Below are 26,475 nucleotides of genomic sequence, written 5' to 3' on the forward strand. Positions count from 1 at the left end.
CGATTTTTGACGCATGAGCGACGACGATCACAAGTCTGCCGACCGTGAACCCTCCCGCCCCGGCGGCGAGCCGCGCGCGAGTGGCGCTGCCGGGCAGCACGGTGATCGCGCACCAGGGCGGCGTGGCCACGGCCGGCGCGCGCTGCGCTGGGCCAGCGGCCTGGGGCTCGGTCTCGTGCTGGCAGTGGTCGCGCTGCTGGTGGCTATGCATACCGAACCGGGCACGCGCGCGCTGTGGCAGATCGCGAGTCGGGTCACGGCGGGTGCGTTCTCCGGGACACTCGACGGGGGCACGCTTGCGCACGGGCTGCGGGCGCGCGATGTCAGGTGGCAGCGCGCGGGCACGGATGTCCGGCTCGATCGTATCGACGGACAGTGGAGGGTGACGCACTCACCGTGGCGATTTTCCGTGCAATCGCTACGGATCGGCACGGTCGATGCTCGGCTCGCACCGGCCGGCAAACCCGCTACGCGTGCGACGCTGCCGCAGCGGTTGACCGTGCCGCTGCGGCTGCAGATCCATTCGCTGGACGTGGCCGCGATGCGCATCCACGAGCCGGGATCGACGATCGAGCTATCGGCGTTGCACGCGCACGGCGATAGCGACGGGCGGCGTCATCATCTTGTGCTCGATAGGTTGCAGACACCGTATGGCTTGCTCCATGCGGACGTGGCGCTGGACGGCGTACGGCCGTTCGCCGTGCGTGGCGATGCAGGGCTGGCAAGCCAGTTCGGCGGGCATGAGATGCAGCTTGGCGTGCAGGTGTCCGGTTCACTGCAGGCGCTCGTCGCCGACGTGCAGGCGAGCGGCATGCAATTGAACGGGGTCGCGCACGTGGAGGTTACCCCATTTGCAGACATGCCGCTGAAGGTCGTCACGCTCGATGCCGACCATCTCGATCCACGGGCATTCAATTCGAGCGCGCCGCATGTGGACCTATCGGTACGCGCCCGCTTGCAGCCGGTCGAGCCCGCGCCGACGCCGACCGCGCAGGCGCGCGGCGCCGCTGCGTCCGGCATGCCGCTGGTTGTTGCCGGTGAAGTTTCTGTCGTCAATGCGGTGCCCGGATTGCCCGCACAGCAACGCCTGCCGCTGATCGACGCGCGTGCCAACGTGCGTCTGGATGCGAGCCGGCAAGCCCTCTGCGCACTGAAGGTCCGTCTGCTCGGCGGTGCGACGGTGAACGGAACGGGCGCGCTGGAGCATGGCCGCGGTCGTATTGAGCTGCACACGTCCGGCCTGGACCTGAGCATGTTGAGCGCCACATTGCGCGCGACCCGGTTCGCCGGACCCATCGGCGTCGAGCTCGATGCCGGTCGTCAACAGGTGCAGGTTGATCTGGCGGACGCCGACGCCAAGCTGCGTGTGCAGGGGGCCGTCGTGATCGATTCTAGGCAGGTCGCGCTCGAGCGCGTGAGGCTGACGGCGGGCGACGGGCACGCGGAGCTTGCCGGTGTGTTGCGTCGCGATGGAAACTCCAGCTACGAATTGAAGGCCACGCTGGCGGCGCTCGATCCGTTCGCGCTGCTGGCGCGTGACAGCCTGTACGCAGGCCGCACGGCTCGGCCGGTCCAGCCTAGCGGCAGCGGCACGGCGCCTAACACTGCCGGCAGGCGGCCGGACCAGGTCGTCGGCAAAGGCGCTGATAAGGGTGCTGGCAAGGGCGCTGGCAGGGGCGCCGCCCAGCGGTTCGATACGCGCGTGAGCAGCACGCTCAACGCAAAGGGCGCATTGACGCCCGCGTTGACCGTGCGGGCCGACTTTGCGTTGCGCGACAGCGTCTACAATGGCTTGCCGCTGAGCGGCGGCGGTACGCTAGCGTTGGCCGGCACGCGGATCATGCCCAGTGATGTGCGTGTGAGCGTGGCCGGCAACGACGTCCAATTACGCGGCAGCTTCGGCACGGCCGGCGACCGGTTGCTGTTCCATGTCGATGCGCCCGCGCTGGAACGGCTCGGCTTTGGCATGGCGGGCGCAGCGCGCGCCGATGGCGACGTAACCGGCTCTCTCGCGCATCCTAATGTGGTCGCCAGCTATCAGGCAGACGGCGTGGTCATGGGCGGCAACCGGATCGGCCATGCCGCGGGCCGTGTCGAGTTGCGCGACGGGGCGCAGGGCGCGATGATCGCCACCCTCGACGCGCGTGAGGTCACCACGCCGCAGGTGCGGTTCAATGCGCTGTCGCTACGGCTGGATGGGATGCGTGCGCACCACACGCTGGTTGCCAGTGGTCACGGCAGCGTCAGTGGACAGCCGGTCGATTTCAACGTGGCGGCGAGCGGTAAGCTGACCGACGCGCGGGGCGGCATCGGCTGGGATGGCACGATCAGCCAATTGGAAAACCGCGGCCTGCCCGAGATCAAGCTGGCTGCGCCGGCGACTGTGAGTGTCAGCGCCGGGCATTGGGTGGTCGGCGCCACGCGCTTGAGCGTGGAGCGCGCGCTGCTGGATTTGAAGTCGTTCCGGTATGCGGGCGGGCGCTTGCAGTCGAGCGGTTCGCTGGCGCATGTGGACGTGGCGCGACTGTTGCAGCTTCACGAGCAACTCACGCACCAGCAGGCGTCGTTTAGGACCGATCTGGTGTTCGATGCGCAGTGGGACGTGTCGTTCGGGCAGCGTGCCGCGGGCTATGCGCAGATCAAGCGGCGCTCGGGGGACATCACGATCGATGCGGGACGCGGCATTGCGGCGCTGGGCATTAGCGACGCAATGGCGCGCATCGACTTCGCCGCGGGCCGCCGCCTGCATGCGACGGTCCATGCGGTGGCCGAGCGCCTTGGCACGCTGGACGCGACGCTGCGCATGCCGGTTGCCGTGCAGGACGGCGTGCCGGTGGTGGCCGGCGACGCACCGTTGGACGGCACGATTGTGTTCGACCTGCCGTCGCTGCGTACCACCGGCGGGCTGCTCGGACCAAGCTACCGGCTCGATGGGCAGATGTTACTGAAGCTGGCGATCGCGGGCCAGGTATCGCACCCGAAGGTCTCCGGCATGCTGACCGGCGACGGCTTGTCGGCGACCGTCGTCGACCAAGGCATCACGCTCAAGGACGGTATCGTGCGCGTGGTGCTGACCGAGAACCAGGTCGAATTCCAACAGGTTCAGTTTCATGGCGCTCAAGGCACGCTGCGCGCCACCGGCAACGTGATGCTCGATCAACAGAACCCTGATTTGAGCGCGCATATCGTGGCCGACAAGCTCGAGTTGTTCGCGTCGCCGTATCGCCAGCTGTCGTTGTCCGGTGACGCGACGGTGGCCAATGCCGGCGCGCAGGGCGGGATGGCGATCAATGGCCGGTTTTTCGTCAATAAGGCACTGTTCGATTTGCCGGAGCAATCGGCGCCAAGCTTGTCCGACGACGTCGTGATCGTGCGATCGGACGGCACGCTCGAGGGCGAACACGCCGCGTCGCCCGCCGCCGCCGGCAAGCCGGCGGGCCCGTTCGCGCCGCGCGCCAACATCGACGTCGACCTGGGTCAGGACTTTCGTTTTCGCGGCGCGGGCGCCGATTTGGGGCTGCGTGGCGTGATCAACGTCGTCAGCGTGCCCAACCAACCGTTGTGCGCTGTGGGCAACGTGCGGGTCATGGAAGGGTCCACCTATACCGCATTTGGTCGCAAGCTGGGTATCGAGAACGGCTATTTCACGTTCAATGGGCCGGTCAACAACCCGGGCATCAATATCCTCGCGATGCGGCGCAACCAGGAGGTGGAAGCCGGTGTACAGGTGACCGGCACCGTGCAGTCGTCTAAGGTCAAGCTGGTGTCGGAGCCCAACGTGAACGACAACGAGAAGCTGTCATGGCTGCTGCTCGGGCATGGCACCGATACCGGCGCGAACCTTGGGCAGCAGAGCACGATGAATGCAGCGATCGCGCTGCTGGGCAGCGCGACCGGCAAGCGGATCGCGCAGACCTTCGGGCTGGACGAAGTCTCGGTCGGCCAAAGCGAGGTCGGCCTGACGGACCCGCAAGTGGTGACGCTCTCGAAGGCCATCACCGAGCGGCTCGTGCTCGGCTATGAGCAAGGTATTGAGACGACGAACAACGCGTTCAAGGTGACGGTGAACCTGTCCCGGTTCTGGGCCATCATGTCCTACGCCGGCACCTATAATGGCGTGGACCTGCAGTTCACCCGCCGCTTCGACGGCTTTTGGAAAAAGTAGCGGCGCGCAGCGCGCGCCAGTGTGCTATTTGACTCGCATGCCGGGCGTTGCACCGCTGTGCGGCTCGAGCACGTAGATGCCGGGTTCCTTTTTCTCATCTGCCGCCGACGCGGCCAATACCATGCCTTCGGACACGCCGAACTTCATCTTGCGTGGCGCGAGGTTCGCGACCATCACGGTCAGCTTGCCGATCAGTTCCTCGGGGCGGTAGGCTGCCTTGATTCCGGAGAACACATTGCGCGTGCTCGCTTCGCCCACGTCCAGGGTCAGCTGCAGCAGTTTGTCGGATCCTTCCACCGCCTTGCAGTCGACGATGCGTGCAATGCGCAGGTCGATCTTGGCAAAATCGTCAATCGTGATGAAGCTCTCGCCGTTTGCCGACGTGTTGTTGGCGCCGAACGACTTGGCCGTGTCCGCCGCGGTGGCGGCCGTGGTCGCGTTCGGTTGCAATGACTGGCGGTTGGCGGCAAGCAGCGCGTCGATCTGCTTTGGGTCCACGCGCCGCATGAGGTGCTGGTACGGCCGGATCGGCCGCGCTGACGACAGCGGCACCGTGACGTCGGCCCATGTGAGCGGCTCGATCGACAGGAATGTTTCGACCGATTCGGCGAGCTTTGGCAATACGGGCTTGAGCGCCAGCGTGAGCAATCGGAACGCCTCAAGGCTGACGCTGCACGTCTCGTGTAACGCCACCGCATTGGCGGGATCCTTGGCCTGTTCCCAAGGCTTGGCGGCATCCACGTACGCGTTGACGGCGTCCGCCAACTCCATGGTCTGGCGCAGTGCGCGGCTGTATTCGCGGCTTTCGTAGTGCGCTGCGATCGTTGGGATCGCGTCGCGCAGCCGGACCAGCAGCGGATGGTTCATCGCGCTGTCCTGCACGCGTGCATCGAACCGCTTGACCAGGAAACCGGCGGCGCGGCTCGCGATGTTCACGTATTTGCCAATCAGGTCGCTGTTGACGCGCGCCTGGAAGTCATCGAGGTTCAGGTCGATGTCCTCCATCGTGCTGTTGAGCTTCGCGGCGAGGTAGTACCGCAGCCATTGCGGATCCAAACCGGTCGTGATGTAGCTGTTCGCGTTGATGAAGGTGCCGCGCGACTTAGACATTTTCGTGCCGTCCACGGTCAGGAAGCCATGCGCGAACACGTTAGTCGGCGTGCGGTGGCCGGAAAATTGCAGCATGGCAGGCCAGAACAGCGTGTGGAAATACAGGATGTCCTTGCCAATGAAGTGGTATTGCTCGGTGGTCGAACCCGGACGGACCCATTCGTCAAAATCCAAGCCGCGCCGCTCGCACAGGTTCTTGAAGCTTGCATAGTAGCCGACCGGTGCATCGAGCCACACGTAGAAGTATTTGCCGGGCGCGCCCGGGATTTCGAAGCCGAAGTACGGCGCATCGCGCGAGATGTCCCAGTCGGCGAGCTTCGCGTCGCCGTCCTCGCCGAGCCACTCGCGCATCTTGTTGGTGGCTTCCTGCTGTGCGAGCTGGCTGACCCAGTCGCGCAGGAAGGTCTCGCAGCGCGGATCGGACAGCTTGAAAAAATAGTGCGTCGATGTTTTTTTCACCGGCGTCGCGCCGGACAACACTGAATACGGTTTGACCAGTTCGGTCGGCTGGTACGTCGACCCACACACCTCGCAACTGTCGCCATACTGATCCTTCGCGCCGCATTTCGGGCATTCGCCCTTGATGAAGCGGTCTGGCAGGAACATCTCCTTGACCGGGTCATACGCTTGTTCGATATCGCGCTCCGCGATCAATCCGGCATCGTGGAGTGCGGTGAAAATGCGCTCGGACAACGCCCGGTTCTCGTCCGAGTCCGTCGAGTAGTAATTGTCGAACGAGATGCCGAAATGGTCGAAATCGCGCTTATGCTCCTGCCAGACGCGCTCGATCAACTGCCGCGGCGTGATGCCCTCGGACTGCGCGCGCAGCATGATCGGCGTGCCATGGGTATCGTCCGCGCCGACGTAGTACACCTCGTGACCGTGCATTCGCATCGCGCGCACCCAGATGTCGGTCTGGATATATTCAACGAGATGGCCAATGTGGATCGGGCCGTTTGCGTATGGCAGCGCGGAGGTGACGAGCATGCGGCGCGGCGCGCCGGCGGAGACGGGAGCTGACATGGCGGATAGAGCGTTTGATTCGACGAAAACGGGATGGAGCGCTGATTTTAGCAGGCGCGACTGCGATGACACGGTCGCGACAGCGCACGCGCGGGCCCACATCGTCCGCGCTTCGCCGTAGACCGACGGGCGCAGGCGGTCATCGTGCAACGCTAAAAAAAAAACCGGGGCTTCGAGCCCCGGAGCAACAACGACAAGAGGAGAATGGTGACGCAACGGTATCGCCGCCACGTACCATATGAACAGACATCAAATCGGCTGCGGAGTTCGAAAAAATTTCAAATTAACAACGGCCGGTCTGTCGCCGCGTGTCGTGGCGGCAGTCATCGCGGTGGCATTAAATTGGGGTTATATCATCCGCGCGGTTGCGACGTGGCCCGCAGGTAGATCTCCACGCGTCGGTTCAGCGCGCGGCCGACCTGCGTGCTGTTCTCCGCGATCGGCTGCGACTGTCCGCGGCCTTCGGCGGCCAGCCGTTGCGCGGCGACGCCGTGCTGCGCCAGGTATTGCGCGACGCTTTGCGCACGTTCCTGCGACAGCATCTGATTGTACTGCGGCTGGCCGGTGTTGTCGGTGTGTCCGACCACGTGTGCCACCAACTCGGGATGCTGGGTCAGGGTCTGCGCCACCTGGTCGAGCACCGGTGCGAACGAAGGTTTGATCGCGTAGCTGTTCGTGTCGAACGAGATCGAGCTTGGGATATTGACCTTCAGCGAGCCGTCCGGTTGCTCAGACACCTGGGTGCCGGTGCCCGCGGTGGTGCCCGAGAGCTTGTTCTTGATCGCCTGCCAGTTGTACCCGGTAATGCCTCCGACCGCGGCGCCGGCCGCCGCGCCGATCGCTGCCCCCTTGCCGCCGCCGAAGATTGCACCGAGTCCGGCGCCGGTGGTCGCGCCGACGCCGGTGCCGACCGCCGCGTTGTCGCCTTGCGGCGTCTGGCAGCCGGCCAGCAGCGCGCCCGCCAGTGCGAGGACCGACAATTGCAGCGGAAGGCGGAGGGTAAGTTTCGCGTTCATACGACACCTCATGGGTTGGATTGATTGAACCGATGTGCATGGCACACCGCCGGGGGCGACGCTTGCAGGTGGCATCAAAGCGCGATTTCCTGACGTGCGCATCTGAAGCATTGCAGGCTTCATGCCACTACAATGTCAGAACAGCCGCTGGTCGCAGAGCGTGCCGCGTGAAGCGCCGGTGGGCAACGCCACGCAACTATTTTTTGCAATGTCCGACGTGAGGTTGGACGTGACCCTGCGCGCAAGGTTCGATGCACGCGGCCGGCGTTCGGCGATCGGATGAAACACTTCAAGTAACGGAGCAACGATGACAATCGACAGGGCCCAGATCGACGCCGCACTGCACGGCGTGATCGACCCGAACACAGCAGAGCCGGTAACAGCGGGCAAAGGGGTGCGCAACGTCACGATTGACGGCGACACGGTATCGCTCGAGGTCGTGCTGGGCTATCCGGCCAAGAGTCAGTATGCGCTGATCCAAGCGCGTGTCGAACAGGCGCTGCGCGCCGTGCAGGGCGTGGCGCATCTGCACGTGGCGGTATCCCATCAGATCGTGGCGCACGCGGTGCAACGCGGCGTGCAGTTGCTGCCGAACGTGCGCAATATTGTCACGGTCGCCTCCGGCAAGGGCGGGGTCGGCAAGAGCACCACGGCCGCGAACCTCGCGCTTGCGCTGGCCGCCGAAGGCGCGTCGGTCGGCGTGCTAGACGCGGACATCTACGGCCCGTCGCAGCCGACGATGCTCGGCATCGACGGTCGTCCGGCGTCCGAGGACGGCAAGACGATGATTCCGCTCGAAGGCCATGGCGTACAGGCTAACTCGATCGGCTTCCTGGTCGAGCAAGACAACCCGATGGTGTGGCGCGGGCCGATGGTCACGTCCGCGCTCGAGCAGTTGCTGCGGCAGACGAATTGGCGCGACTTGGACTATTTGATCGTTGACATGCCGCCCGGCACTGGCGATATCCAACTCACGCTCGCGCAGCGGGTGCCAGTGACCGGTGCGGTGATCGTCACAACGCCGCAGGACATTGCGCTGCTGGACGCGCGAAAAGGCCTGAAAATGTTCGAGAAGGTTGGCGTGCCGATCCTAGGCGTCGTCGAGAACATGAGCATCCATATCTGCTCTCACTGCGGCCACGCCGAGCCGATCTTCGGCGCCGGCGGCGGCGAGCGCCTGTGCGCACAGTATGGCGTGCCGTTCCTGGGCAGCTTGCCGCTGGATATTGGCATCCGCGAGCAGGCCGATGCGGGACGTCCGACGGTGGTCGCCGACCCACACGGACGCATCGCTGGCCTGTATCGCGACATTGCCCACCAGGTCGCGATCCGGATTGCGAAGCTGTCACGCGACATGAGTTCGAAGTTCCCGACCATCGTCGTGCAGAACACCTGACACGGCTCTGTGACATCCTCTATTGCGGCAGCCTCGCCAGATGTGCCAGACGCGGTATCATTGCGGCTTATTCAGTACCCTGAGGCTTAATGGAACCGCGATTGGGATGGCGTTTTGCCGGCACGATGATTACGCTGCTCGCGACCAGCGCGATGCTGGCCGGTTGTGCGTCGATCTTCGGCAGTCACGAAAAGCGTGCCGACGTCCAGATCGTGCCGGCTGCTGGCCATACCGCACGCGGCACGGTCACGTTGATCGAGCATGCTGACGGCGTGCAGGTGACCTACAACCTGAGTGGGCTGCCGCCGGACAGCGATCATGCGCTGCAGATCCATGAGCGCGGCGACTGCCATTCGCCGGGCGCCGCAGGCGGGGTGTTCAGCCCCGGGGCCGAGCGCCTGAAGCAGGGGATTCGGCTCGAAGGCGACCTGGTGAACCTGCACGCGGACGCGAACGGCGTGGCGGCCGGGTTCATTGTGTCGCCGGACGTGTCGCTGGACGGCGTGCGCTCGGTGGTCGGCCGCGCGCTGATCGTGCACCGCGACGCGCAGGACTATTATGTGTTTCCGCTCCGCGACGCGGGTCCCGCGCTGGGCTGCGGCATCATTCGCAAATAATGGCCCCGCTGCGATGAAATGGCCCCGCTGCGATGAGGCGGCGGCGCCAAGCCCCGTTCGCTCGTTTTCAACCCGCGGCCCTGCCGCCTTTCGATTGCACGTATGACGATCAAATCCGATAAATGGATCCGGCGCATGGCCGAGCAGTACAGCATGATCGAGCCATTCGCGCCGGATCAGGTGCGCGTCGCGCCGGATGGCCATAAGATCGTCAGCTACGGCACGTCGAGCTACGGCTACGACATCCGCTGTGCGGACGAATTCAAGATCTTCACTAACATCAACTCGACGATCGTCGATCCGAAGAACTTCGACGAGAAGTCCTTTGTCGACTTCAAGGGCGACGTGTGCATCATCCCGCCGAACTCGTTCGCGCTGGCACGCACCGTCGAGTACTTCCGCATTCCGCGCAACGTGCTGACCGTGTGCCTGGGCAAGTCCACGTATGCGCGCTGCGGGATCATCGTCAACGTCACGCCGTTCGAGCCCGAATGGGAAGGGCACGTGACGCTGGAGTTCTCGAACACGACGCCACTGCCGGCGAAGATCTACGCGAACGAGGGCGTGGCGCAGGTACTGTTCTTCGAGAGCGACGAAGTCTGCGAGACATCCTATGCGGACCGTGGTGGCAAGTACCAGGGCCAGCATGGCGTCACGCTGCCCAAGACCTGAGTTTTCGCGCGCTGCCGCGCCACGCAGCGCGGCTCAATCCGGCATATCACGGCCGCTGCATACCCGAACGGTAGAGTGCAGCGGTTTGTTTTTGGAGAATCACCGATGAAGTTTCGCTACCCTGTCGTCATCATCGACGAGGATTTTCGCTCGGAGAACATCTCCGGCTCGGGTATCCGCGCGCTTGCCGAGGCGATCGAGCGCGAGGGGGTCGAGGTGCTCGGCCTGACGAGCTACGGTGATCTGACCTCGTTCGCGCAGCAGTCCAGCCGCGCGTCTTGCTTCATCCTGTCGATCGACGACGATGAGATCGCGCTGGTCGATGAGGTCGCCGCGACGCACGACCAGGTGCCCGATCTCGCCAACGCGATCCTGGCGCTGCGCTCGTTCGTCGCCGAGGTGCGGCGTCGCAATGCCGACATCCCGATCTTCCTGTACGGCGAGACGCGCACGTCGCGTCACATTCCGAACGATATCCTGCGCGAATTGCACGGTTTCATTCATATGTTCGAGGATACGCCCGAGTTCGTTGCGCGGCATATCATCCGCGAGGCGAAGGTGTACCTGGATTCGTTGGCGCCCCCGTTCTTCAAGGAACTGGTCAAATACGCGGACGAAGGCTCGTATTCATGGCATTGCCCGGGCCACTCCGGAGGTGTCGCGTTTCTAAAGAGTCCGCTCGGCCAGATGTTTCACCAGTTCTTCGGCGAGAACATGCTGCGCGCGGACGTGTGCAACGCCGTGGACGAACTTGGGCAACTGCTGGACCATACCGGACCGGTGGCCGCGTCCGAGCGCAATGCGGCGCGCATCTTCAGCGCCGATCACTTGTTTTTCGTGACTAACGGCACGTCCACGTCGAACAAGATCGTCTGGCACGCCACCGTCGCGCCGGGCGACATCGTCGTGGTGGACCGCAACTGCCACAAGTCGATCCTGCACGCGATCACGATGACCGGCGCAATCCCGGTTTTCCTGACGCCCACCCGCAACCATTTCGGCATCATTGGGCCGATCCCGCGCGATGAGTTTCAACCGGAGAACATTCGCCGCAAGATCGACGCGAATCCGTTCGCGCGCGAGGCGCTCGCGAAAAACCCGAAGCTCAAGCCGCGGATTCTGACGATCACGCAAAGTACCTACGATGGTGTCGTCTACAACGTCGAGATGATCAAGGACCTGCTTGGCGACACGATCGACACGTTGCATTTTGACGAGGCTTGGCTGCCGCACGCCGAGTTCCACCCGTTCTACCAGGACATGCATGCGATCGGGCAGAACGCCTGCCGGACCGACGCGCTAGTGTTCGCGACCCATTCGACGCACAAGCTGCTGGCCGGCATCTCGCAGGCATCGCAGATCCTGGTACAGGATTCGCAGCTACCGCGCTTTGACCGGCATCGCTTCAACGAGGCGTACCTGATGCACACGTCGACCAGCCCACAATACGCGATCATTGCGTCGTGCGATGTAGCTGCGGCGATGATGGAGCCGCCCGGCGGCACCGCGCTCGTCGAGGAGTCGATTGCTGAGGCGCTTGATTTCCGTCGCGCGATGCGCAAGGTCGATGCCGAATATGGCGACGATTGGTTCTTCAAGGTGTGGGGGCCAGACCAGCTCGTCACCGAGGGCATTGGTTCGCGCGAGGACTGGATGTTGCGGCCGAACGACCGCTGGCATGGTTTCGGCAACCTGGCCGAAGGCTTCAACATGCTGGACCCGATCAAGGCGACGATCATCACGCCCGGGTTGGACGTGGACGGCGAGTTCGGCGAAGCGGGCATTCCGGCGGCGATCGTCACCCGCTATCTGGCTGAGCATGGCATCATCGTCGAGAAGACTGGACTGTACTCGTTCTTCATCATGTTCACGATCGGCATCACCAAGGGCCGCTGGAACTCGATGGTCACCGAGTTGCAGCAGTTCAAGGACGACTACGATCGAAACCAGCCGCTATGGCGCGTGCTGCCGGAATTCGTCGCGCAGTATCCCATGTACGAGCGCGTCGGGCTGCGCGACCTGTGCGAGCAGATTCACAGCGTGTACCGTGACAATGACATCGCGCGGCTGACGACCGAGATGTACCTGTCCAACATGGAACCGGCAATGCGCCCGACCGACGCGTTCTCGAAGATTGCGCACCGCGAGATCGACCGCGTGCCGATCGACGACCTCGAGGGCCGCGTCACCAGCATTCTGCTCACGCCGTATCCCCCGGGCATTCCGCTGCTGATCCCGGGCGAGCGGTTCAACAAGACTATCGTGCGCTATCTGAGGTTCGCGCGCGACTTCAATGCGCGGTTCCCCGGCTTTCATACCGATATCCACGGGTTGGTCACCGAAGTGGTGGGCGGCAACGTCGAGTACTTCGTGGATTGCGTGCGGCCCTGAGCGGCGCGCCGGCCATGGGTCAGCGGGGCGGTGCCAATGGCGCGACAGGTGCCCGCCGGGTCGATAGGCGGGCAGGTGTTCAATGGTGAGATAGTCGGCCAATAGTCGCGCGCCGCCGCTACTGGGACAGCGCGGCGCGTGCGGCCGCGATGGCGGCGTGCACCTGCTGCGGCGCCGTGCCGCCCACGTGATTGCGGCTGGCGACCGAGCCTTCCAGTGTCAGGTAGTCGAACACGTCGTCACCCAGCAGCGACGCAACTTTCGGTAATTCGGCGCGCAGCTGGTCGAGCGTCAGATCTGCCAGGTCACAGCCCCTGTCCACGCAGACTCGTACCGCATGCGCCACCGCCTCGTGCGCGTCGCGAAACGGCAAGCCACGCTTGACGAGGTAATCGGCCAGGTCGGTCGCAGTCGAAAAGCCCTGCAGTGCTGCGGCCCGCATCGTATCTGGCTTGACTGTGATGCCGGCGACCATTTCGGTGAAGATGCGCAACGTGTCGGCCACCGTGTCAACGGTATCGAACAGCGGCTCCTTGTCTTCCTGATTGTCCTTGTTGTACGCGAGCGGCTGGCCCTTCATTAGCGTGAGCAGCGCGATCAGGTGCCCGTTCACGCGGCCGGTCTTGCCGCGCGCAAGTTCAGGCACGTCGGGGTTTTTCTTCTGCGGCATGATCGACGAGCCAGTGCAAAAACGGTCGGCTAGGTCGATGAAGCCGACCCGCGGGCTCATCCACAGCACCAGCTCCTCGGACAGCCGCGATACGTGCGTCATGACCAGCGCCGCGGCCGCCGTGAATTCGATCGCGAAGTCTCGGTCCGACACCGCATCGAGTGAATTCGCGCAGACGCCGTCGAAACCGAGCGTCCTGGCGACTTGCTCGCGGTCAATCGGATAGCTGGTACCCGCGAGCGCCGCAGCGCCCAATGGCAGCCGGTTGACCCGCTTGCGGCAGTCGAGCATCCGCTCGGTGTCGCGCGTAAACATCTCCACGTACGCGAGCAGATGGTGGCCGAAGGTCACCGGTTGCGCGACTTGCAGGTGCGTGAAGCCCGGCAGGATCGTGTCGGCATACCGTTCCGCGAGGTCGAGCAGCGCGCCTCGCAAACCCTTAAGCAGCGCGCTGATCCGGTCGATTTCGCCGCGCAGCCAGAGCCGGATGTCGGTGGCGACCTGGTCGTTGCGCGAGCGCCCGGTGTGCAGCCGCTTGCCCGCGTCGCCGATCAGCGCGGTCAGCCGGGCCTCGATATTCAGGTGGACGTCTTCGAGGTCCAGCTGCCATTCGAATTCGCCGCGCTCGATCTCGCCGCGGATTTGCTCCATGCCTTTGCGGATCGCCGCGACGTCGTCGTTGCTAATAATCCGTTGCGCGCCAAGCATTGCCGCGTGCGCGAGCGAGCCCTCGATGTCGACGAGCGCGAGCCGCTTATCGAAGAACACGGACGACGTATAGCGCTTGACAAGCTCGGACATCGGCTCGGAAAAACGCGCCGACCAGGCTTCGCCCTTTTTGTGCAATTGGGAAGTCATGACAGGGTGCCGCAATAGTGGAGGGTGCCGCTTGCCGCACCGCCGTGCGGCAAAGACAAGCATTCTAGCATCGCGGCAGCGTGGCGCCGGCGTCGTGTGCGGCGGCCGCGGCGGTGGCTTCGCAGCGCGGTTTGTGTTGCGCGATTAGTACCACGAGTTTCATGTCGTCGCGCTGGGCCGGCACGAAGTTGATCTGATCGTAGGCGATGCGCCCGCGCGCCGGATGATCGAACTCGCGCCGGCCGCCCTCGCGCTCAAACACGTCCTGCGATGCCCAGAAGCGCGCGAACGGGTCGCATTGCGCAATCAGCGCGTCGAGTAGCGCGCGTGTGGGGGCGTCGTTCAAGTGTCGGATCGAGTCGGCGCGGAATTCGGCGACGAGCCGGCGTGCGCGCCTCTCCCAGTCGACGATCAGCGTGCGCGCGGCCGGCGATGTGAAGGTATAACGCAGCAGGTTGGTGCCGTTGCCTTGCGCGTCCCGGGGAACCAGCACGCCGGCGGTCGCGGCCGGCTTGGCCGCGTCGAGCCAGCCGATGAACAATTCCGCCGCTGCCGCGTTCCAGGCGAGCGCGTTCCACTGCGGATCCAGCACGTAGGCGGGGGCGGCGATCAGCCCGACGCTGTCCAGCAGCGCCGCGGGCACGTCGGCCGCGCTCGCGTCCGGCTCGGCGGGATCGCGCTGCGCGGCAAGCTCGAACAGATAAGCCCGTTCCGCGCGCGACAGTCGCAACGCGATGGCAATCCGCGCCAGCGCGTCGGCGGACGCCGACACGGGACGGCCCTGCTCGATCCACGTGTACCAGGTGGCGCTGACGTCGCACAACTGCGCCACTTCCTCGCGTCGCAAGCCTGGCGTGCGGCGCCGCGTCCCGCGCGGCAGGCCGACGTCGGCCGGCGTGAGCCGTTCACGATGCGAGCGGATGAAATCGCCGAGCGCGCGCGCGGCTGACGCGTCGGCGCGCGAAGCGGATTCGCGGGCGCCGTGCTCGCGGGCGCCGCGACGCGCGGCACCTAATGCAGTAGGCAAAGCGGTCGTCATGATCCGGGAGGTCATCGGTACCAGGATAGCGGGCGATCTTGTACTGGTATAACGCAGATGCGTATTGTACAGACTCACGCCGTAGCGCCGGCATGCCGGCGTCAGCCCGTGTTGCGCAACCCTGCGGCGATCCCGTTGATCGTCAAGTGAATGCCGCGGCGCAACCGGGCGTTCGTGGTGCCCGCGCGGTGCCGGCGCAGTAGTTCGACCTGCAAGTGGTTCAGCGGATCGAGGTACGGGAAGCGGTTCTTGATCGAGCGGGCGAGCAGCGGGTTGTCCGCCAGCCGCGATGAATGGCCGGTGATCTGTGCGAGCGCGTCCGTGGTGCGATGCCATTCGGCGACGATCCGACCGAATACCTGTTTGCGAAGCTTCTTGTCCGACACCAGTTGTGCGTAGCGCGACGCGACCGCCAGATCCGACTTGGCGAGCACCATGTCCATGTTGGATAGCAGGTTTGAGAAGAACGGCCACGTCTTGACCATTTTGTGCAGCAGCGCCACGCGCTTTTCCCGGTCCACTGCATCCGGCGCGGCATCCAGGTACGTGCTGATTGCGCTGCCAAAGCCGTACCAGCCGGTGAGCAGCAGACGGCATTGACCCCACGAGAAGCCCCATGGAATCGCGCGCAAGTCCTCGATGCGGCGATGCTTGGGATCCTGCAGCTTGCGCGACGCGGGGCGGCTGCCAATATTGAGTTCCGCGATCTCGGCAATCGGCGTGGACTCGAAGAAATAGTCGGTGAAGCCCGGGGTCTCGTACACGAGCGCGCGGTATGCCGACATCGCCGCGTCCGATAGCGTCTGCATCAGCGCCTCAAATTGCGGCAGCGCACGGGGCGACTGAGCATGCGGCTGCAACGTCGCCTCCAGCGTCGCGGCAATCACGGTTTCGAGATTGCGGCGGCCAATTTCCGGATTGCCGAACTTGCTGGCGATCACCTCGCCCTGCTCGGTCAACCGGATCTGCCCATCCACTGTGCCCGGTGGCTGCGACAGGATCGCCTGATAGGTTGGGCCGCCGCCGCGCCCGACTGTGCCGCCTCGGCCGTGAAACAGTCGCAGCCTCACGCCGTGCTCGCGGAACAGCGCGACCAGTGCCAGTTCGGCCCGATACAGCTCCCAGTTCGACGTGAGGAAGCCGCCGTCCTTGTTGCTGTCCGAGTAGCCGAGCATCACTTCCTGTTCGCCACCCTGGTGGCGCACGATCGAGTCCATGCCCGGCAGCGCCAGCAGCGCTTCCATGATGCGCGACGCGTTACGCAGGTCGGCGATCGTCTCGAACAAGGGAATCACCATCAAACTGACGCGTGGCGCCCCCTGCCCGGCATGTGTCGCGTGCCGGCCGTTGCCCGCCTGTGGGGCCGTGGCGGCCATGCTGCCGTGCATCAGGCCGGTTTCCTTTTGCAGCAGCATCACTTCGACCAGGTCCGATACGGTCTCGGTATGGGAGATGATGTAGTTGCGTACGGCCCGCTCGCCAAAGCGCTGCCGTATCACACGCGTGGCTTCCAGCACGGCAAGCTCGCTGTGCACCAGCGGCGAGTACTCTGCGTACGGCAGGCGCAAAGGACGCGGTTGCGCCAGTTCAGCCAGCAGCAGCGTCAGCTTGTTGTCCTCGGACAGCGCGGCATAGTCGTCGACCACGCCGGCACGGGCAAACAGCTCGGTTAGCACGGCTTCGTGGACATCCGAACTTTGCCGCAGGTCGATGCTCGCAAGATGAAAGCCGAATACTTCGACCGCGCGCGCGAGCGGTGACAGCCGGGGGGCGGTGAGCGACGCGCCATGGCGTGCCTGCAGTGAGTCGATCAAAACCTGCAGGTCGTCGCGCAATGCGTCGGGCGACGCGTAGGGCACCGCGTCGCGGTGTTCGCCGCGAATCGAGACGGCTACGTCGCCGAGCAGTGCGCGTGCGGTCGCGGCCAGTCGCGCATAGACACCGATCAGCGCGCGCCGATACGGCTCGTCCACGCGGTGCGGTGAAGTATCGGGTGAGGTATCCGCCAGTTGCTTCAGCGCGTCGCTGGAGCCTGCCAGCAGCTCGGAGACGGACAGCTCCGCGCCGAGCCGGTGCACCTGCTCCAAATAGTGTTGGAAGATCACCGCCGCCTGGCACGTAATCGCCCGCTCGAGCGTGGCCGCCGTCACGTTCGGATTGCCGTCGCGGTCACCGCCGATCCAACTGCCCATCTGCAAGAACGGGGGCAGCCGGGCGGGCAGGCCGTGCTCGGCCAGTGCCTGTTCGATGTCCGCGTATAACGCGGGGATCTCGTCCAGGAAGGTCGCGCGATAGTACGACAGCGCGTTTTCGATCTCGTCGGCGACCGTGAGCCGCGAGTCACGCAGCATGCGGGTCTGCCACAGCGACGTGACGCGGGCGCGCAGCAGCGCTTCGTTGGCTGCGCGCTCGCGCGCGGTAAGCGGTTGGTCACGCTCGGCCAGCAAGCGTGCGATGTCGTGCTGCGCGTCCAGGATGCTCTTGCGCTGCACCTCGGTGGGGTGCGCGGTGAGCACCGGCACGATCAGTCCGGTATCGAAGAATGTCTTCAGCGCGGCCAGCGATTCGCCACCGCTTTTGGCCAGCCGCGCAAGTGCGTATGCGACGGTGCCTGCCTGCGGCGCGGAGCCGGCCAGCGCATGGATGCGCCGGCGGCGATTATGGTGGCGATCTTCGGCGATGTTCGCTAGATGTGAGAAGTAGCTGAATGCACGCACCACGCTGACCGTTTGCTCCGGTGTGAGGCCCTTGAGCATCTTGTCCAGCTTCTTGGCCGCGTCGATGTCGTCCTCGCGGCGGAATTTCACCGCCGACTGGCGGATTGTCTCGACCACGTCGAATACGGCGTCTCCCTCCTGCTCGCGGACCACGTCGCCAAGCAGCCGACCGAGGAAGCGGATGTCCTCGAACAGCGGCCCGTCCTTGTCCTCGCGGTTGCGGCTGCGCGCGGGCGAGGCCGCGGCGTGTGCCGGCGGCGTCACCGCGGTCGGGGCCGGCCGTGCGGGCGCGGCGGCAGAGGCGGCGGCAGAAGCGGTAGAGGCGGTCTTGGCGTTGGGGCGCGCGGCAGCGGCCGATCCGGAAGCAGTCACAAGCAATTCCTCAAACTGGCGATTGAAGGGTTTCGGCATCCGCGCGTAGCATCGGGACGCCGAAGGGTGCGTGCTACCATTTGATCTGTTATCACATCCCGATTGGGTACGAGGTCGACTTGAGTCTCGAGATGCAATGCGCGATACCGCCCGCAACGCTGGTGATCGCCTCGCGTGAGAGCCGGCTTGCGCTGTGGCAAGCTGAGCATGTGGGCCGTGCGCTGCACAAATTATATCCGTCTTGCGACGTGAAGATCCTCGGTATGACCACACGCGGCGATCAGATTCTGGATCGCGCGCTGTCTAAGGTGGGCGGCAAGGGGTTGTTCGTCAAGGAATTGGAGAATGCGCTGACGGATGGCCGCGCGGACCTGGCGGTTCACTCGCTCAAGGACGTACCGATGACACTGCCCGATGGCTTCGCGTTGCCGGTTGTCCTCACGCGGGAAGACCCACGCGATGCATTTGTGTCGTCGCAATTTACCTCGTTGGCGCAATTGCCGGCGGGCGCCGTGGTGGGTACATCGAGCCTGCGCCGGGTGGCGATGTTGCGCAGCCGCTATCCGCATCTGGTGATCAAGCCGCTGCGCGGCAATCTAGACACCCGATTGGCGAAGCTCGACCGCGGCGACTACGCGGCGATCATTCTCGCGGCCGCCGGGCTCAAGCGGCTTGGCCTTGCAGCGCGGATCTGCACGCTGCTGGACCCCGCCGATAGCCTGCCGGCGCCCGGGCAGGGGGCGCTCGGCATCGAGATCCGTGCCTCACGCGCCGATCTGCACCAGTGGCTCGCGCCGTTGCTCGACATGCGCACGGCGCTGGCCGTAGAGGCCGAGCGGGCTGTGTCGCGCGCGCTCGGCGGCAGCTGCGAGGTGCCGCTCGCCGCGTATGCGCAGTGGCAGGGCGACGTGTTGCAACTGCGGGCGTCGGTCGCCACGCCCGACGGCAGCCGCGTGCTGACCGCGCATGGCAGCGCGGCGCTGACGGACACGGCCGGTGCGCTGGCGCTCGGCCTGCGCGTGGTACAGCAGTTGCAGGCGCAGGGTGCGATGCAGATCGTGCAGCAACTGCTTGACGCGTCGCGCGGCGGAGCCGCGTGATGGGGGGCGGCCAATCGTGACGCAGGCGCCGCTTCCTTCCACGTCGCGGTCGGCAGCCACGGGCGAGGCCGGCGCTCCTGTCGCGGCACGTCCGACCGTGGTGATCACGCGCCCAGCGGGACAGAACGCCGAGTTGCTGACCGCGCTTGCCGCGGCTGGATTCGATGGCTTCGAGTTTCCGCTGATCGATATTGCCGACGCGACGGACAATGCGCCGCTGGTCGATGGGTTGCTCGACCTCGAGCGTTATGCGCTGGCGGTATTCGTGTCGCCGAATGCGGTGGATCGCGCATTTACGGCGTTCGCTGCGGCTCGGCCGAAGGCTTCGCCAGAAAGCGCATCTCCGGTGGACGTACCGCCCGCGGATGCATTGTCGGCTGATACGTCGACAACAGATACGTCGTCGGCGCATCCGTCGGCCGCCGCCGTGCCACCGCCCGCTTTCTCGTGGCCGACCACGGTACCGGTCGCTGGCGTGGGCCCAGGCACGGTGCGGGCGTTAGTGCGCCACGGCGTGCAGCCGCATACGCATCGGATCATCGCGCCCGGCGATGCGGTGCGCGTCGCGCTGCAGGCGCCGGTGCACGACGGCGGCAAGGACGGCGGCGCGGGCGCTTCCCATGCTGGCGAGCCGCCGCGGCTCGACGATACCCCTGCGGTGCAGGTCTCGTCCGACTCGTATGCGAGCGGGGATGTGCCGCGCTACGATTCCGAAGCGTTGATCGGCGCGCTCGCTACTGCCTTTGCGCCGCACGGGCTCACCGCGCTGCAAGGACGGCATGTGTTGCTGGTGCGCGGCGACGGCGGCCGCGAGTTGCTCGCTGATACGCTGCGTGCGCATGGCGCGATCGTCCAGACACTCGGTGCGTACCAGCGACGGCTGCCCGAGCCGAGCTTTGACGCGTGGCAGCGCGTGCACGCGCTGCTCGCTGGCCAGCCGCACGCCTGGGTATTGACTAGCTCGGAAGGCGTGCGCAACCTGGAAGAGTTGGCGCGCGAGCATCTGAATCGCGACGAGATTGTCGCGCTCAAGCGCGCACCGATTGTCACACCGCATCCGCGCATCGGCGAAACGGCGCGCAAAGCGGGTTTTGATACGATTACAGTGTCCGGCGCGGGCGATCAGGCGATCGTCGGCGCACTGCGAGCGGTGTTTTCACCGATCACTCAAGTAGCGTCCTTCTCGAAGACTCAATCGCAATCGGCTCAATCACGCATGACAGATTCTAAAGATTCCCAGCCAGCGCCGGGCGTGGCCCCACACGCGGCGCAACCGGCGCGCCCTGCCGCGGCCAACGTCCCACCGGCTGCATCTTCCCCCCCGTACGAATCGAAGCGTCGCCGCCGCTCAGCCAGCACGGCGCTCGCCTGGATCGTCGCGGTGGTGGCGCTGGCGGGCGCGGGTGCGGGCGGCTACGTGCTCGAACGCAAGATCGAGCGGCTGCAGCAGCAACTTGCCGTGCGCCAGCAGGCGAGCGACATGCAAAGCCGCGACACCCGGCTCAAGGCCGACGAGGCCGCGAACGCGGTACGCCAACTCGATTTGCAGCTGGCCCAACTCGCCGGCCGGGTCGGTGACGTGCAGACGCAGCATCAGGCCCTGCAGGCGTCGTTGCAGGATTTGGCAAAGGACCGCGACGATTGGACCCTGGCCGAAGTCGAGCAGACAATCTCGTCTGCCAGCCAGCAACTGCAATTAACTGGCAATGTCGGCCTGGCGTTGTTCGCGTTGCAAAGCGCGGACACGCGGCTCGCGGCATTGACAGGCGCGCAGGTCATCGCGGTGCGCAAGGCGCTCGCGCAGGACATCGATAAGCTGAAGGCTGCGCCAAGTGTCGATCTGGCGGGACTCGCCATCAAGCTTGACGACGTGATCGCGCAGGTGGACACCCTGCCGTTGGCCGGCGAGACGCCGGCTGCGCCGCTCAAGCCGCGTGCTGGCATGCCGGCGGACGTGGCGAAGGGGGCCGCCGCCAAGGGCGAGCCGCGCTGGAAGGCATGGTGGCATACATTCTCGGCCGGGGTGATGGCACAACTGACCGGTCTCGTGCAGGTGCGCCGCATCGACAACGCGGACGCGATGCTGGTCGCGCCAGACCAGGGCTATCTGTTGCGTGAGAATGTGAAGCTGCGGCTGCTGTCCGCGCGCATCGCGCTGCTCTGGCGCGACGAGAAGCTGACGAATGCGGACTTGCAGGCCGCGCACCAGGCGCTCGCGCGGTACTTTGATCCGTCGGCCCAGGCCACGCACAACGCGCGTGAGCTGCTCGATCAGGTACGAAAAGGTGCGGCGCACATCGAGCTGCCGAACCTGGATGCGAGCCTGAATGCAATCCATCAGAACAAGAGCCGAGGCTGAACGATGGCAATTCGAGCAATCTTGTGGCTGATGGTGCTGTTCGCGACCGCCGTGCTGCTGGCGATCGTCGGCACGCACGGCGCGGGGCAGGTGCTGATCGTCTGGGCGCCCTATCGGATCGATATCTCACTGAACCTGTTCGTGGCGGCGCTGGTCGTGTCGTTCGTCGTGTTCTATATCGTCGTGCGCTCGATCCGCGCGGTGCTGAGAATGCCCGAACGGGTCGCGGCGTACCGGGCGCGCGTGCGGCTTGCCAATGCGCACCAGGCGCTGCGTGAGGCGATCGGCAACTTGTACGCGGGTCGTTTTTCTCGCGCGGAGAAAGCCGCGCGCGAGGCCAGTGCATTTGACGCAAATAAGGCGCCGGCCGGCCTGATCGGTGCAGCCGCCGCACATCGCATGCGCGAATTTGCACGTCGCGATGAATGGCTGGCGCAGGTGACCGGCAACGATTGGCAAGAGGCGAGGTTGATGGCCAGCGCCGAATTGCGCGCGGATGCGCGTGATGCCGACGGGGCGTTGGCGGCATTGACCGAGATGCGTGCACAGGGTGGACGGCGCATCCATGCGTTGCAAATCGCGTTGCGTGCGCAGCAGCAGCTGAAGAACTGGGCGGAAGTGCTCAAACTGGTGAAAACCCTGGAAAAGCGCGAGGCAATCCACCCGGCGGTGTCGGTGCACCTGAAGCAACTCGCCGCTGAGCATCTGCTGCGCGATCGGCGTCACAACCCCGATGCGCTGCTGCAACTATGGCAATCGCTGAGTGCCGCCGAGCGCCAGTCGCCCCGCATCGCGGATTTGGCCGCGGAATTGCTGATCGTGCTGAACCGCCCGGCCGATGCGCGCAGGATCGTCGAGGAGGCGCTCGCGCATCACTGGGATCCTAGACTGCTGCGCCGCTACGCCGACTGCGCGGGCGACGATCCGTTGCCGTTGATCCAGCGTGCGGAAGCCTGGCAGAAGGAGCGCCAGGAGGATCCCGACCTGTCCTTTACGCTGGGACGCTTGTGCCTGCAGCAAAAGCTGTGGGGCAAGGCACAAGCATTCCTCGAGCAGGCGCTCAAGCTCGCCGCGGACAACGAACCGCTGAAGATCCGAGCGCACCGGACGCTTGCACGCCTGCATGAGCAGTTGGGCAACGCGCAGCAGGCCGCCGAGCACTACCGCGCCAGCGCCACGGCGATGAATGTCGTCTAGCTGGCGCCGCAACGACGGCCGTATTCGGCCGTTGGCGGATCGTATGCACGGGTTGCCAGTGACGTCCGTATTCGCCTGTTGACGGCGGCCGCATTCAGTTGCTGGCACACCCGCCATGCTGACTCGTTGGCGATGGCAGTATGCACGGCGCCGGCGACGGCTGTCCTGTGCCGCCGGGCCCGCTAGCGTGATCTCCTTACGCGATCGCAGCAGGTCGGTTAATATAATCGGGCTTTCGCCTCCACCGTTCGTTCTATCGTTACCAGGAAATTCGACATGAGCTTCGATCACGTCCCGTCAGGCAAGGATCTGCCGCACGATTTCAACGTCATCATTGAAATTCCGGCGCAAAGCGACCCGGTCAAGTACGAGGCGGACAAGGAGTTGGGCCTGCTCGTCGTGGACCGCTTCATCGGCACGGGCATGCGCTATCCGGCCAACTACGGGTTCATCCCGCAAACGCTCGCCGGCGATGGCGATCCGGTCGATGTGTTGGTGATCACGCCATTTCCGCTGCTGGCGGGCTCAGTCGTGCGCTGCCGCGCGTTGGGCATGCTGAACATGACGGACGAATCCGGCCAGGATGCGAAGCTGATCGCGGTGCCGGCCGACAAGATCTGCCCGATGACCGCGCATCTGAAGTCGGCCGATGACGTGCCGGCCTATCTGAAAGACCAGATCAAGCATTTCTTCGAGCAGTATAAAGCGCTCGAGAAGGGCAAGTGGGTCAAGGTCGAAGGCTGGGAAGGTATCGAGGCCGCGCACAAGGAGATTACCGACGGCGTCGCGAACTTCAATAAGCCATAAACGACGCGCCGTACCGGCGTGCGCTGGCCGGCTCGCCCATTGATGAAAACCCGCCGAGGTTGGACCGACTCGGCGGGTTTTTTGCGGGCGCAGCGCGTTCGCTAGGGCTGCTGCGACCGCGCCGTCCGGCGGGACCGGCCTGATCTGCCTAGGCAGCCTCGGCCTCGACCGTTTCCGGCATCGCGCTAGCCAGGATCATTGCGTCGACGTTGCGGGGGCTCGGCTCGCGTTGCGCCGGTCGGTACACGAGATCACCGCGCCGCACCGGCTGGCCGCTCAGCGCGCATTGGCCGTCCTTTTCCGCTCCCGCCAGCCGCCAACCCTGATAACCATAATGACAGGTTGCCGCATCGGACCAGTACACAATTGCGGTCACGCTGCTAGGCCGATCAAGAATGCGAATGGTCGGTTTGCCCGCGGCCATGTTGGCATGTTGTCGGTCTAGTGATAGCACAGTGGTCTCTTTGCTGCGCTGAGCCGAACGAGCACGGCGAGCAGTCTTTGACGGGAAAGGGGCGGCAACATGGCGATCTGCGGCAGTTTTGCGCACACGTGTGCCGAGACAGCGGACGGTCTGCCGCCAAGGATCCGCGCGTTTTGCAATGGCAGTCATGGCAATTGTTCCGTGCATTCTCCAACACAGACGTTACGCCACAGACAGATGCGGATAAAGATCAATATTGTGAATTCACTGTCTTATTTGCGCAAACAATCGTCGTTGGATCTTGGTTTTGACCAAGAGCCGGCATGGTTTTGCTCGGTGCCGGATGCTTGGGGACGTGCAGCGCGGCGCTTTTTAGAAAGTTGCTCTAAGCAGGTCCCGGGCATGGCGGTGCTTGGCGTCCGGGGCTTAAACGGTCCCACATTTCGGGTAAGCGCGCGCATAGCGCCTTCGACTAGCAACGGTACCGTTGTCTGTGCGGTGCTCACCGCAATAGTGAAAGCTGCGTCGGCCTTTCGTCTCCTAGAGACGACCTTTTCGTTGACCGGCGCATGGCATTGCCAGCCGCTAAAGCGATGCAACGAAACTTCGCTGGTTTAAACCTGAGTTTAGCGTTCCCCGGTTTAGATGACCGTTGCATCAAGCGCAAATCGTTCAGCCTGGGTGCGTTGCCGTCCGCACGAGCATTCGGAGATGCTGTTTGGTTCGAAGATGCCGTTTATCTCAGGGTTTCCGCCGGTGTGTCGACGTGAATAACGTTTGCTGTCGAACCGCTGGGCCCCACTTTCTCTGCCATGATGGTCTATGAAATCGTGTCCGCATGGACGCGAGCGAGCACGCAGCTGTTGGTTGAAGTAATGGCTCGGATCACAATAGTGGCCGGCCGGGCCGTGCGCGATGCTGGGCAGCCAGAAGTGAGGTCTGGAAGCGCGAAATGCCGGTGCCGGTGGGCCGGTTTTGGGCACCTGCCGTTGAGCCGTCACGTCGCCGCTTTAGGGCAGGCGCATGAGTCAGGTGACGTGTCGGGCAGCGCACGCAGCCCTTGCGCAAGCGCGCGTTTCTCGTGCGCAGGTAATCGCTTCACCCGATATTCGGTCCGACACGCCGTCGAACGGTCGGCCATTGTGAACGTGGCCAGTAGTCGCACTGGTTTGTGCGCACGCGTGTAACGCGCGCCAGTGCCATCGACATGCTTGGCGTAGCGGGCCTGTACGTCAACGGCAATGCCGGTGTAAATGCTGCCGTTCGCGCATTCAATCAAGTATAGGTGCCAGGCCATGTCAGCATGCCGCTTGCGCACCGCACCGAAAAGGATCGTGTTCGCGCAACTCATCCATATAACGGTGGATGCCGCCGGCCTCGCTGTCGAGAAAGCGTGCGACCGCATCTGCGAACGCCGGGTGGGCGAGCCAATGCGTCGAGTAGGTCAGGGCGGGTAGGAAGCCGCGGGCCATTTTGTGCTCCCCTTGCGCGCCGCCCTCGAAGGCGGCGACGCCTGCCTCGATGCAAAACTCTAGCGGTTGATAGTACGCGGTCTCGAAGTGCAGACACGGGACATGTTCAAGCGCTCCCCAGTAACGTCCATACAACACACCTTTGCCCTGTCCCCGCGATGGTGATACGGTGCGTTCGTAGACGAGCAGTGAACTGGCAATCGGCGCACCGGCGCGCTCGGCGATCACGAGCAACAGGTTTTCCGGCATGGTTGCGCCGATCGTTCGAAAAAAGTCCAGGTTCAGGTAGGGGCTCGAATGATGCTCGCGATAGGTCTGACGATAGCAGCGCGAGAAAAACGCCCATTCCTTTGCGGTGATGGCTTCGCCTGGCACGCGGCGTAGCGTGACACCGGCGTTACGCACCTTGCGTCGTTCGGCGCGGATGTTCTTGCGTTTCTTGTGTTCGAGCGTGGACAAAAAGTCGTTGAAATGGTGATACCCGCGGTTCAGCCAATGGAACTGCATGCCTTCGCGCAGCAGCATCCCCGCCTCTACGAGCAGTTCGGCGTCTCCTGGCTCCGGATAAAGTACGTGCAACGATGACACGTTGGCGTGTCTAGCCACCGAGACAAGCGTGGCAGCCAAGCGGCGGCGTGATTCGTCACAATCCGCCATCAGCCTCGTGCCCTGCACCGGCGTAAAGGGTACTGCGCATAGCAGCTTCGGGTAGTAGCGTAACCCATGACGCTGGTACGCATCGGCCCACGCCCAGTCGAACACGTACTCGCCGTAGCTGTGTTGCTTCACATAGAGCGGTGTCGCCGCCGCGAGCACTTCGCGCGCGCGTCCGTTTGCGTCGTGGGCATCCCGCCACAGTGTGATGAACTGCGCGGACCAGCCGGTTTCCACAGTCGCGCAACGCGTTGCTTGCAACGCGTTGAGGAATTCGTGCCGCAGGAACGGCGTGGGTTGCGCTTGCTGCGCGAGTAGCGCGTTCCATTGCGACGCGTCGACCTCGGCCAGTGAGCTCAAAATCCGCGTGCGATAATCATTCATGCGCTGTGAAGCCAACTCGTTCATCGTTCGTC

The 26,475-nt window shown here is 64.5% G+C and carries 18 protein-coding genes; 10 read left to right on the forward strand and 8 right to left on the reverse strand.

The genetic code is table 11. The features are described from left to right. Positions 1 to 13 precede the first annotated feature (13 nt). On the forward strand, positions 14 to 4,165 hold the full coding sequence (locus B0O95_RS00455; RefSeq protein ID WP_233202990.1) for a translocation/assembly module TamB domain-containing protein: 4,152 nt from the start codon (positions 14 to 16) through the stop codon (positions 4,163 to 4,165). Positions 4,166 to 4,189: 24 nt separating this feature from the next. Here B0O95_RS00455 and metG read toward each other — a convergent pair whose 3' ends face one another. Further along, positions 4,190 to 6,298, reverse strand: coding sequence for a methionine--tRNA ligase (gene metG / locus B0O95_RS00460; RefSeq protein WP_104076318.1), 2,109 nt, complete (start codon positions 6,296 to 6,298; stop codon positions 4,190 to 4,192). A gap of 353 nt (positions 6,299 to 6,651) precedes the next feature. Next, a complete protein-coding gene (locus tag B0O95_RS00465) occupies positions 6,652 to 7,314 on the reverse strand; it encodes a YiaD family glycine zipper/OmpA-like lipoprotein (protein WP_104076122.1) in 663 nt (220 codons plus the stop codon). A 307-nt stretch (positions 7,315 to 7,621) separates the two neighbouring features. On the opposite strand from B0O95_RS00465, the gene apbC reads away from it, so the two are divergent. The 4 genes from apbC (at position 7,622) to B0O95_RS00485 (ending at position 12,390) form a co-directional block, all read left to right on the forward strand. Further along, on the forward strand, positions 7,622 to 8,710 hold the full coding sequence (gene apbC / locus B0O95_RS00470; protein ID WP_104076123.1) for an iron-sulfur cluster carrier protein ApbC: 1,089 nt from the start codon (positions 7,622 to 7,624) through the stop codon (positions 8,708 to 8,710). 89 nt (positions 8,711 to 8,799) lie between these two features. Further along, a complete protein-coding gene (locus B0O95_RS00475; RefSeq protein ID WP_104076124.1) occupies positions 8,800 to 9,327 on the forward strand; it encodes a superoxide dismutase family protein in 528 nt (175 codons plus the stop codon). A 102-nt stretch (positions 9,328 to 9,429) separates the two neighbouring features. Next, entirely contained in the window at positions 9,430 to 9,999 is a 570-nt protein-coding gene (dcd, locus tag B0O95_RS00480; RefSeq protein WP_104076125.1) for a dCTP deaminase, read from the forward strand. Positions 10,000 to 10,104: 105 nt separating this feature from the next. Continuing rightward, complete coding sequence (locus B0O95_RS00485) at positions 10,105 to 12,390, forward strand: arginine/lysine/ornithine decarboxylase (protein WP_104076126.1); 2,286 nt, start codon at positions 10,105 to 10,107, stop codon at positions 12,388 to 12,390. A 118-nt stretch (positions 12,391 to 12,508) separates the two neighbouring features. Here B0O95_RS00485 and argH read toward each other — a convergent pair whose 3' ends face one another. The 3 genes from argH to ppc all read right to left on the reverse strand — a co-directional run bounded on the left by argH (position 12,509) and on the right by ppc (position 18,046). Continuing rightward, the gene (argH, locus tag B0O95_RS00490; protein ID WP_104076127.1) at positions 12,509 to 13,918 is read right to left on the reverse strand and encodes an argininosuccinate lyase; all 1,410 of its coding nucleotides are present in this window, start codon (positions 13,916 to 13,918) and stop codon (positions 12,509 to 12,511) included. Between the two features lie 64 nt (positions 13,919 to 13,982). Next, positions 13,983 to 14,972, reverse strand: a complete 990-nt coding sequence (locus B0O95_RS00495) for a helix-turn-helix transcriptional regulator (protein WP_233202991.1) — start codon at positions 14,970 to 14,972, stop codon at positions 13,983 to 13,985. A gap of 86 nt (positions 14,973 to 15,058) precedes the next feature. Further along, complete coding sequence (gene ppc / locus B0O95_RS00500) at positions 15,059 to 18,046, reverse strand: phosphoenolpyruvate carboxylase (protein ID WP_104076319.1); 2,988 nt, start codon at positions 18,044 to 18,046, stop codon at positions 15,059 to 15,061. A 131-nt stretch (positions 18,047 to 18,177) separates the two neighbouring features. Here ppc and hemC point away from each other — a divergent pair, with 131 nt between their 5' ends. The 4 genes from hemC (at position 18,178) to ppa (ending at position 23,509) form a co-directional block, all read left to right on the forward strand. After that, positions 18,178 to 19,146, forward strand: a complete 969-nt coding sequence (hemC, locus tag B0O95_RS00505; protein ID WP_104076320.1) for a hydroxymethylbilane synthase — start codon at positions 18,178 to 18,180, stop codon at positions 19,144 to 19,146. 16 nt (positions 19,147 to 19,162) lie between these two features. Further along, positions 19,163 to 21,505, forward strand: coding sequence for a fused uroporphyrinogen-III synthase HemD/membrane protein HemX (hemDX, locus tag B0O95_RS00510; protein ID WP_104076321.1), 2,343 nt, complete (start codon positions 19,163 to 19,165; stop codon positions 21,503 to 21,505). Positions 21,506 to 21,508: 3 nt separating this feature from the next. Continuing rightward, entirely contained in the window at positions 21,509 to 22,702 is a 1,194-nt protein-coding gene (locus tag B0O95_RS00515; RefSeq protein ID WP_104076129.1) for a heme biosynthesis protein HemY, read from the forward strand. A 276-nt stretch (positions 22,703 to 22,978) separates the two neighbouring features. Next, the gene (gene ppa, locus B0O95_RS00520) at positions 22,979 to 23,509 is read left to right on the forward strand and encodes an inorganic diphosphatase (RefSeq protein WP_104076130.1); all 531 of its coding nucleotides are present in this window, start codon (positions 22,979 to 22,981) and stop codon (positions 23,507 to 23,509) included. Between the two features lie 148 nt (positions 23,510 to 23,657). Here ppa and B0O95_RS00525 read toward each other — a convergent pair whose 3' ends face one another. Then, positions 23,658 to 23,963 carry a DUF3331 domain-containing protein gene (locus B0O95_RS00525; RefSeq protein ID WP_233202993.1) on the reverse strand — a complete coding sequence of 102 codons (306 nt, stop codon included), beginning with the start codon at positions 23,961 to 23,963 and terminating at the stop codon, positions 23,658 to 23,660. A 539-nt stretch (positions 23,964 to 24,502) separates the two neighbouring features. On the opposite strand from B0O95_RS00525, the gene B0O95_RS16240 reads away from it, so the two are divergent. Further along, positions 24,503 to 24,703 (forward strand): hypothetical protein, encoded by a 201-nt coding sequence (locus B0O95_RS16240; protein ID WP_233202995.1) that lies wholly within the window; start codon positions 24,503 to 24,505, stop codon positions 24,701 to 24,703. A gap of 227 nt (positions 24,704 to 24,930) precedes the next feature. On the opposite strand, the gene B0O95_RS00530 is transcribed toward B0O95_RS16240, so the two are convergent. Both B0O95_RS00530 and B0O95_RS00535 read right to left on the reverse strand, forming a co-directional pair. Beyond that, on the reverse strand, positions 24,931 to 25,230 hold the full coding sequence (locus B0O95_RS00530; RefSeq protein WP_104076132.1) for a GIY-YIG nuclease family protein: 300 nt from the start codon (positions 25,228 to 25,230) through the stop codon (positions 24,931 to 24,933). Position 25,231: 1 nt separating this feature from the next. Beyond that, entirely contained in the window at positions 25,232 to 26,467 is a 1,236-nt protein-coding gene (locus tag B0O95_RS00535) for a GNAT family N-acetyltransferase (RefSeq protein WP_370641728.1), read from the reverse strand. Between the last annotated feature and the right edge of the window lie 8 nt (positions 26,468 to 26,475).

The sequence above is a fragment of the Mycetohabitans endofungorum genome (genome assembly GCF_002927045.1).
GTDB classification, from domain to species: domain Bacteria; phylum Pseudomonadota; class Gammaproteobacteria; order Burkholderiales; family Burkholderiaceae; genus Mycetohabitans; species Mycetohabitans endofungorum.